This window comes from Nocardia sp. CC201C (genome assembly GCF_030010695.1).
Taxonomy (GTDB): Bacteria; Actinomycetota; Actinomycetes; order Mycobacteriales; family Mycobacteriaceae; genus Nocardia; species Nocardia otitidiscaviarum.
Map to the genome: position 1 here is coordinate 1 of NZ_JASCXP010000285.1, position 9700 is coordinate 9700.

The 9700-nt window shown below is 72.2% G+C and carries 1 protein-coding gene and 1 pseudogene; both read right to left on the minus strand.

Going from position 1 to position 9700, the window contains the following annotated elements; all coding sequences use genetic code 11:
* Positions 1–214, minus strand: a pseudogene (locus QK444_RS25165) (hypothetical protein); the annotation flags it as partial.
* Between the two features lie 97 nt (positions 215–311).
* Positions 312–9653 (minus strand): amino acid adenylation domain-containing protein, encoded by a 9342-nt coding sequence (locus tag QK444_RS25170; protein ID WP_349239542.1) that lies wholly within the window; start codon positions 9651–9653, stop codon positions 312–314.
* Between the last annotated feature and the right edge of the window lie 47 nt (positions 9654–9700).

Consider the following 9700-nt stretch of genomic DNA (forward strand, 5'->3'; position numbering starts at 1 on the left):
CCGCCCGGGCCGCGCCCAGATGGTCGCCGACGCCGTCCGCCACCACCACCGCGGTACGCCCGACCCGGCGATCGGTCACCGTGGCGACCGCATCGGCGTTGATCTCGCGCCGTCCGCGCTTGCTGACCGCTTCCCCCGCGACCCGCACCGCCCGCCCCTCCCCGTCCGGACCTACCGACGCGACGGCTCCGGCCTCGATGGCTGCGCTGTGCATGGCCCGACCTCCTCGGACTCGCGGGTGCTGCCGATCAGCACAACCCATAGTCAACAGCCTCGAGCCGTGTTCCGCGCCAGAATTGCCTGTGTAGTTGCTATGTGATCGGATTGTCACCTAACCGGTCGTCGGTCGGCTGACCTGCTGCGGAGCCGTTATCGAGCGCGCGCAGCCGAGCCCGCAGGATCGGGCCGAGTTCGGCTGCCTTGTCGGCGCTCAGCATTCCGGTATGCCAGGCGTCAACGGGGACTTCCTCGATGCGGCCGGTGATGTACCGCCGCCAGGTCGCGGTGAACCCGTCCCGGTTCGGCTCGCGGGCGGAGGTGAACAGCAGGGCGTCGCCGGTGAAGTGGCGCGGGTCGTAGGGCAGCGGTTGGGAGAAGCTCTCCAGGACGCGTTCCACCTGCGGTGCCGTCAGGATGCCGGCGCGGCTGATCCGATCGGAGACCAGGGCGTAGAAGTCCTCGACCCGGTCGATGTCGGGAATGTCGGACAGGCCGAGGGCCTCTCGCCAGCCGCCGAGAATCCGGCCGACGGTCTCGGCCACCTCGCGCGGTCCCGGTTCCGGCAGTTCGACGGGTTCGGTGGTGATGCCGGCGTCCACCAGGGCGAGCAGGCCGACCGGGTGGCCGAGCTCCTGGAGTCGTGCGGCCATGGCGTGCGCGATCTGGCCACCCAGGGACCAGCCCAGCAGGTGGTAGGTGGTGTCCGGGAACCGTTCCAGGAGTTCGCGCACATACCGATCGGCGTACGCGCCAACCGATTCCAGCCGGGATTCGTCGGCGACGATGTAGGGGTCCTGGAGGCCGTGGACGGGGCGGTCCGGCTCGAGGTGACCGACCAGTGCGCCGTACACCCAGGCCAGGCCGCCGCCGGGATGGACGCAGAACAGCGGCGGGCGGGTGCCCGCGGAGCGCAGGGGGGTCAGGACGCCGAGCGAGATGTTCAGGGTGTCCGCGCCGCTGTCGAGGGCGTGTGCGAGTGCGGCCGGGCTGGCATCGGAGAAGAGGTGGCCGTACCGCAACTGCCTGCCGGTGCGGGACCGCAGCAGCGTGACGACACGCACCGCACTGAGCGAGTTCCCGCCGAGTGCGAAGAAGTCGTCGTCCGCGCCCACCCGGTCGACCCCGAGCACCTCGGCGAACACCGCCGCGACCAGCCGCTCGGTGGCCGTGGCCGGTGCGCGGAAGGTACGTGCCGCGAGCACCGGTTCCGGCAGCGCGCGGCGGTCGACCTTTCCGCTGGCGGTCATCGGCAGGGCGGTGAGCGCCATGACGGTATCGGGCACCAGGTAGCCCGGCAGGCGCTGGCCCAACTCCCGACGCACCCGATCCGACTCCACGGTATGGTCCGGCCGCGCCGTCACATACGCGGCCAGGCGCGCCCCGGCGGCGTCGTCGGGGTTGTGCACGACGACCGCCGCCTGCTCGATGCAGTCCAGGTCGGCGAGTGCGGCTTCGACCTCGCCCAGCTCCAACCGCTGGCCGCGCACCTTCACCTGGAAGTCCGCGCGGCCCACGAAAGCCAGCACCCCGACCCGGTCGGTGGCCGAGCTTCCCGCGGCGGCGGATTCTCCTGTGGCTGTGCGGAGTTCGAACTCGTCCGCCACCGCGGATGCACCGCGCGCTGCACTGGAATCGGCCGCGGCCGCGGCGGATGTACCGGCCGTGGGCCGGAAGGCGAGCGCGGTCGGCGGGGTTTCGCGGGTACCGGACGTGGAATGGTGGCTGGTCCACCGCACCAGATCGCCGGTGCGGTACAGGCGGGCACCGGGTGGGCCGTAGGGGTCGGCGACGAACCTGGTCGCCGTCGCGGCGGCCCGGCCACGGTAGCCGCGGGCCACCCCGGGGCCCGCGATGTACAGTTCGCCCACCACGCCCGCGGGGACAGGGCGCAGCCAGGCGTCGAGCACCAGCACCGTGGCACCGGGGATCGCCGAACCGAGGGTGACCGGGGTGTCCGCCCGCAGTTCGGGGCTGCCGGTCACCCAGATCGTCGTTTCGGCGGGGCCGTAGAGGTTGTGCACGCGCCGCCGTCCCGCCACATCGGTGCGCGACCAGCGGGACACCAGGTGGGGCGGGCACCGGTCCCCGCCGGTGAGCACCACCCGCAGGTCGTCGAGACCGTCGGGGTCCAGTGAGAGCGCGACCGCGGGTGTCAGGAAAGCGTGGGTGACGCGCTGCGCACGCAGCACCTCCGCGAGCGGCTCACCGCCGAACGCGTCCGGGGGCGCGACGACCAGTGTGGCGCTGCCCGACAGCGCCAGCAGCAGTTCGAGCACGGCGGCGTCGAATGTCCGTGCCGCCACGGCGACTACGCGCGAGTCCGGGTCGACATCGTATTCGCGCTGGTCCGTCGCCACCAGGGCGGCCAGACCGGAATGCGGGACCGCCACCCCCTTCGGGCGGCCGGTGGAGCCCGAGGTGTACACGACGTAGCCCGTCGTGGTCGGCAACAGCAGTCCGGGACGATCCGTATCGGATACCGCGGTCGCATCGAACCGCGTCAGGTCGATCGCGTCGAGACGGAGCGTCGGCACACCGGGCACCCCGAAACCCAGGTCGTGCACCGCGAGCAGGCAGCGCGCTTCGGAATCGGTGCATACGAACAGGTTTCGTTCCACGGGGTGCGCGGGATCCACCGACACGAAGGCCGCCCCGGCCTTGGCGACGGCCCAGACGGCCAGCACCCAGTCCAGTGAGCGCGCGATGCCGATGGCGACCACCGCTTCGGGTCCGACGCCGTACCCGATCAGGCAGCGCGCCAACCGGTTCGAGCGCTCGTCCAGCTCGCGGTAGGACAGTCGCCGGTCACCGTCGACGACCGCGTCACCCTCGGGATGGCCCGCCACCGCCACCTCCAGCAACTCCGGCATCGTGATGGTGGCGAGGTCGAGGTCGGGGCCGTGCCCGTACTCGGCCAGGAGGCGCTGCCGCTCCGCGATCGCGAGGATGTCGATATCCCGCACGGGCACGGCGGGATTCGCGGTGATGGCGCGCAGCACCCGCAGCAGGCGTTCGGCGACGTCGGCGACCGTCCGCGCGTCGAAGAGGTCGGTGGCATAGCCGATGTGCACTCCGAGCGCGCCGTCGGCGTCGGCGATATCGGTCAGGGTGAAGGTCAGGTCGAAACGTTCGATGCCGGTGTCGGTCCCGACGGGCGTCACCGACACCTCCGGCAACTCCACCCCGGCCGGATCGAGGTTCTGGAAGGCCAGCATCACTTGGAACAGCGGGTGGTGGGCCTGGGTCCGAGGCGGATCCAGCGCCTCCACCACCTGTTCGAAGGGAATCTCCGCGTGTGCGAAGGCATCCAGGTCGACGCCGCGAACCTCGGACAGCAGTTCGGTGAAGGGCACCGACTCGTCCACGCGGGTGCGCAGCACGAGCGTATTGACGAACATGCCCACCAGATCGTCGAGTTCGGCCGCGCCGCGCCCCGCGACCGGTGTGCCCACGGCGATGTCGGCACTGTTCGACAACCGCGCCAGCAGCACCGCCAGGGCCGCGTGGAACACCATGAACATGGTCACCCCGCGCGTGCGCGCCAGCTCCCGCAGAGCGGTGACCACCGCCGGGTCCACGGTGCACCGGTGGGTGGCTCCCCGATGGGAGGCCACGGCCGGGCGCGGGCGATCGACGGGCAGCTCCAGGACTTCCGGCAGACCGCGCAGCCGCTCGGTCCAGAAGTCGAGCTGCCGCGACAGCGGTGCGTCCGGGTCGTCCGCCGTGCCCAGCGATTCGCGCTGCCACAGGGTGTAGTCGGCGTACTGCACCGGCAGCGGGGCCCACTCCGGCCGCCGCCCGGCGCAGCGCGCGGCGTAGGCGGTGGCCAGGTCTCGCGCCAGCGGAGCCATGGAGAATCCGTCCGCGGCGATATGGTGCACCACCCACACCAGCACGTACTCCTCGGGGCCGGTCGACAGCAGTCGCACCCGCAGCGGAACCCGCTGCGCCACATCGAATCCCACCGATGCCGCGGCGGCGACCGCGGCGGTCACGGCGGTGGGTTCCACCGGCCGCGGCGTCAGGTCGATCTCCGCCACGGCGGGCAGCTCCTCGACCGGGACGATCACTTGGAACGGCACACCGTCCACATCCGGGTACCGCGTGCGCAGCACCTCGTGGCGGCCCAGCACATCCCGGACGGCGGCCGCGAGCGCCGGCACGCGCACGGTGCCGGACAGGCGCAGCGCCAGCGGGATGCTGTAGGCCGCGGATTCGGGGGCGTACCGGTTGACGAACCACATGCGCTGCTGCGCGAACGACAGCGGCACCCGCTCCGGCCGCACCCGCGCGGCGATCCGCGGCACGTCCACCGTCGCAACGCTGGTGCGGGTGTCGAGCAGCGCCGCCAGCTCCGCGACCACCGGCCGCTCGAACACGTCGCGTACGCCGACGCCGAGACCGGTCTCGTCGGCCAGTCGCGCCGACAGCCGGGTCGCCGACAGCGAATTGCCGCCCAGGGCGAAGAAGTCGTCGTGGCGGCCGATCCGCTCGGCGTCGAGCACGGCCGCGAACACGCGGGCCACCAGCTTTTCGGTGCGGGTGACCGGCGCGCGGTACTCCGCCCGCTCCCACACCGGTTCGGGCAGGGCCGCCTTGTCGACCTTGCCGTGCACCGTGACCGGCAGCCGATCCAGCACCGTGACCGCGTCCGGCACCATATAGCCGGGCAGGCGCTGCCCCAGCGCGCGCCGCACCGTCGCCGGGTCGGGCCGGTGTCCCGGCGCGGCGACCACGTAGGCCACCAGGCGCGCACCGGCACCGCCGTTCGGGGTGTGCACGACGACGGCGGCCTGTTCGACGTCCGGCAGCTCGGTGAGGGCGCTTTCGACCTCACCGGGCTCCATCCGCTGACCGCGCACCTTCACCTGGAAGTCGACCCGGCCCACGAATTCCAGTACCCCGGAGCCGGATTCCGGGTCCGGCAGCCACCGAACCAGGTCGCCGGTGCGGTAGAGACGCTCCCCCGCCGTCCCGAACGGGTCGGCGACGAAGCGCGCGGCGGTCAGGCCCGCACGGCCTCGGTAGCCCCGCGCGACTCCGGGTCCGGAGACGTACAGTTCACCCGCCACCCCGGCGGGCACCGGCCGCAACCACGCATCCAGCACCACCACACCCATGCCCGGGATCGGCCCGCCGATCACCACCGGGCGACCGGGTGTCAGTTCGGCGCCGGTCACCCAGACGGTCGCCTCGGCCGGACCGTACAGATTGCGCACCGTGCGCCGACCCGCGGTATCGGTGCGCGACCAGCGCGACACCAGCTGTGGCGCACAGCGATCACCGCCGGTCATGACCATGCGCAGCTCATCCAGACCCTCCGTTTCCACGGTCAGCGCCACCGCGGGCGTCATGAACGCGTGCGTGATGCGCGCGGTGCGCAGCAGCGCGGCCAGCGCCGGGCCGCCGTACACGTCGTCGGGTGCGATCACCAGCAGCGCGCCGCCCGAGACCGCCGACAGGAGTTCGAGGACGGCCGCGTCGAAGGTCCGCGCGGCGACCGCCAGCACCCGCGAATCGGGCCGTACCTCGTGGTCACGGAGCTGCGCGGCGGCCAGGGCCGCGAGTCCGGCATGGGTGACCTGCACGCCCTTGGGGCGGCCGGTGGATCCGGAGGTGTAGATGAGGTAGGCGGTATTGCCGGGCCGAATGCCGCGGTGGCGGTCGGCGTCGGTGACCGGCGTGGGCGCGCATGCCGCGATCGCGTCCGCGCTGCCCGGGTCGTCCAGCACCAGCCAGGCCACGCCGTCGCGCGGCAGTGCCGCCGCATGGTTTTGGGTCGTGATCCCGATGCGCACAGCGGAATCCGTGCAGACGAACCGATTGCGGTCGAGCGGGTGGCCGGGGTCCAGCGAGAGGAACGCGGCACCGGCCTTGGCGATGGCCCAGACCGCCAGCACCCATTCCGGGGAGCGCGGCAGGCCGATGGCGATCACCGACTCCGGGCCGACGCCCTGACCGATCAAGTAGCGCGCCAATCGATTCGAGCGCTGGTCGAGTTCGCGGTAGGTGAGGGTCCGATGGCCGTCGGTGACCGCGTCGCCGTCGGGGTTGCGGGTCACCGCCGCCGCCAGCAGGTCCGGCATGGTCACGGCGGCCGTGGCCGGGTTGCCGCGGCGTCCCCAGTCGCGGACGAGCCGATCGTGCTCGGCGGGCGACGGCAGGCCGAGGGCACGTACCGGCGTCTCCGGGGCACGGGCGACCGCGCGCAGGGTCTCGTGCAGCCGGGTGGCGAACGCCGTGACGGCGGTCTCGTCCAGCACGTCCGGACGGTACTGCAATCGAATCCGCAGGCCGTCCTGTGCGATGACACTGCAGGTGAGCGGATAGTGGGTGGAGTCGGCGGCGCTCACGCCGGTGACGGCGACGCCGCCCGGTCCGGTGATCCGACGCACGGCGTCGACGTCGACCGGGTAGGACTCCAGCACCATGACGGTGTCGAACAGGGCGTCGCTGCCGGCGAGCGCGTGAATCTCGGTGAGCCCCAGGTGCTGATGGTCGAGCAGGGCCGCCTGTTCGTCGTGTACGCGGGTCCACAGCCGGATGACCGGCTCGGCCGGGCGCAGTCGCACCCGGGTCGGCACCGTATTGATGAACAGCCCGATGGCGCGGTCGGCACCGGGCAGCTCACCCGGACGACCCGACACCGTCGAACCGAACACCACATCGCCGCGTCCGGTGAGTCGCGCGATCAGCACGGCCCACACCGACTGGAGGACGGTGTTGAGGGTGACGCCCGCGGCGGCGGCCGCGGCGGTCAGCTCTCGGGTCTCGTTGTCCGCGAAGGTGATCCAGTGGTCGGCGACGATCCCGGTGTCGGCGGCGGCACCGGCGATCAGGGTGGGTTCGACGCCGTCCAGCGCGCGAGCCCAAGCGGCGCGGGCCGCATCCCGGTCCCGAGTCGCCAGCCAGGCCAGGAAATCTCGGTACGAGCCAGGAGCCGTCGGCGCGTGCTCGCCCAGATACGCGGCGAACAGTTCGGTGAGCAGCAGCGGGCAGGACCAGCCGTCGAGAATCGCATGGTGGTTGGTCAGGATCAGGGCCCACCGCTCGGGAGCCGTCGCGACGACGGTGCAGCGCAGCAGCGGGGCCGCCGCGAGATCGAAGCGCCGCGCCTTCTCGGCGGCGGCCAGCTCCGCGAGCGCCGCCTCACTGTCGGTCGCGTCGGTGAGATCCACGAATTCCCAGGGTATTTCGGCGTCATCGCAGATCACGGCCACGGTGGTGCCGTCGCGGCCGGTGGCGAACGCGCCGCGCAGGCTCGGGTGACGTTCGAGCACCACCGCCCCCGCCCGGCGCAGCCGGTCGACGTCCAGGTCGCCGGACAGTCGCAGCAGCACCTGTGACGCGTACAGATCGTCGGCGGCGGCCCATCGGGCGTGGAACAGCAGCCCGGCCTGCAACGGGGTCACCGGCCAGATATCGCTCAGCGCCGGATACGCCCGCTCCAACCCATCGATCTCCGGTTGCGTCAACCGCACCAGATCGAAGTCGGACGGCGAATGTCCTCCCGCACCGGGCAGTTCGGCGTACTCGGCGATCGCGGTCAACGCCCCCGACCACAACTGCGCCAACTCCTCGACCTCGGACCGGTCGAGCAGCGTGCGCGGGAACCGAAGGCTCCCCCGCAGCCGGTCGCCCACCGCGATCACGCTGATGTCCAGGGCCACCGTCACCGGTGTCTCGGGATCGGGTGCCACCGCGAGTTCGCCCAGCCCGCCGTGGATGTCGTCGTCGCCGGTATCGGAGACCCGGCCGAGGTAGTTGAAGGCGATGCGTCCCGGCATCCGGTCCGGCAGCTGGGCGGCGGTCTGGGGATTGAGGTACCGCAGCAGGCCGTAGCCGATGCCCTTGTCCGGAAGGGCGCGCAGGGTCTCCTTCACCGACCGCACCAGCGCGTCCGCACCGGCACTGCCGGTGAGCGGTCCGTCCGGGTCGAGCCCGGTCGTATCGAAGCGGACCGGGAACATGGAGGTGAACCAGCCGACCGTACGGGACAGCTCCGCACCGGGCACCACCTGCTCCTCGCGTCCGTGCCCCTCCAGTCGCACCAGCACCGACGGCTCCGCGATGCCGCGCCGGTGACGCCAGGTGCGCACGGCCCCGGCCAGACTCGCCAGCAGTCCGTCGTTGACGCTGCCGTGGAAGACCGTCGGCACCGTGGACAGCAGCGCGCGGGTGACCGACTCGGGCAGTTCGATGCCGACCTGGTCCAGTACTTCGACGGTATCGATCCCCGGATCCAGGTCGCGCCCGCCCCACAGCGGGTCCGGACCGGTCACCATGGCGTGCCAGACGGATAGTTCGGCCGTGCGGGACGCCTCGGCGGCGGCGGTCACCAGGCCGTGGGCCCAGCGCCGCAGGGAGGTGCCCACCGGTGGCAGGGTCGGCGCGCTGCCGGTGGCGGCTTGGGCCAGGGCCGCGAGCAGGTCCGGCACCAGGATTCGCCAGGACACGCCGTCGACGACGAGATGGTGCGCCACGATCAGCAGCCATCCGGGTGCGCCGTCGGCGGGCGCGAGCCAGACCATGCGCACCATGTCGCCGGTGCTCGGATCCAACCGCCGCAGCGCCGAATCCAGTTCCACCGCGGCGATATGGGTGACGGTCCGGCGGCCTCGTTCGGAGTCGACGTCGACGGCCGGGTCGAGCGCGCGCCGGTGCAGTACCGTCGCCGCGTTCACCGCATCGGCCGCGGCGATATGCAGGGACCACTCGCCCGATCCGTCGTGGCGCAGCGTCGAGCGGAGCGCGTCGTGCCGCTCCAGCACTGCGCCGATGGCCGCGAGCAGGGCCGATTCGTGGACACCGGCCGGGAGTCGCAACACCACGTGCTGGTCGAAACGCTGGAAACCCTTGCCCCACTCCACCATCCAGCGGGCGATCGGCAGCAGGGGCAGCTCGCCCACTCCGCCGCCGGGCAGCTCGGTCGCGGTGGCTGCCGCGTCCGCGGCGGTCCGGGCGACCGTCGCGAGACGGGCCGCGGTCCGCTGCTCGAATACCTCCCGTGGACCGAACACCACGCCCCGTGCCCTGGCTTTCGCCACGACCTGGATGGAGACGATGGAATCGCCACCGAGGACGAAGAAGTCGTCGTCCATGCCGACCCGGTCGGTCCCGAGCACGTCGGCGAACACCTCGGCGATGATCCGCTCGGTCGCGCCGGCGGGTGCACGGTAATCTCGTTGCGCGAGCGCGGGTTCGGGCAGGGCACGGCGGTCGACCTTGCCGCTGCTGTTCAACGGCAGTTCGTCGAGCACGGTCACCACATCCGGCACCAGGAACGCGGGCAGCCGCCGGGCCACCGATTCGCGCACGCCGGAAGGGTCGAGGACGCTGCCGGGCGCGGCCACGACATAGGCCACCAGCCGCGTCGCGGCGGCGTCGCCCGCCGGGTGGTGCACCATCGCGACGGCCTGCCCCACCCCCGCCACATAGGTAAGCGCGGATTAGACCACACCGAGTTGCAGGCGCAGACCAC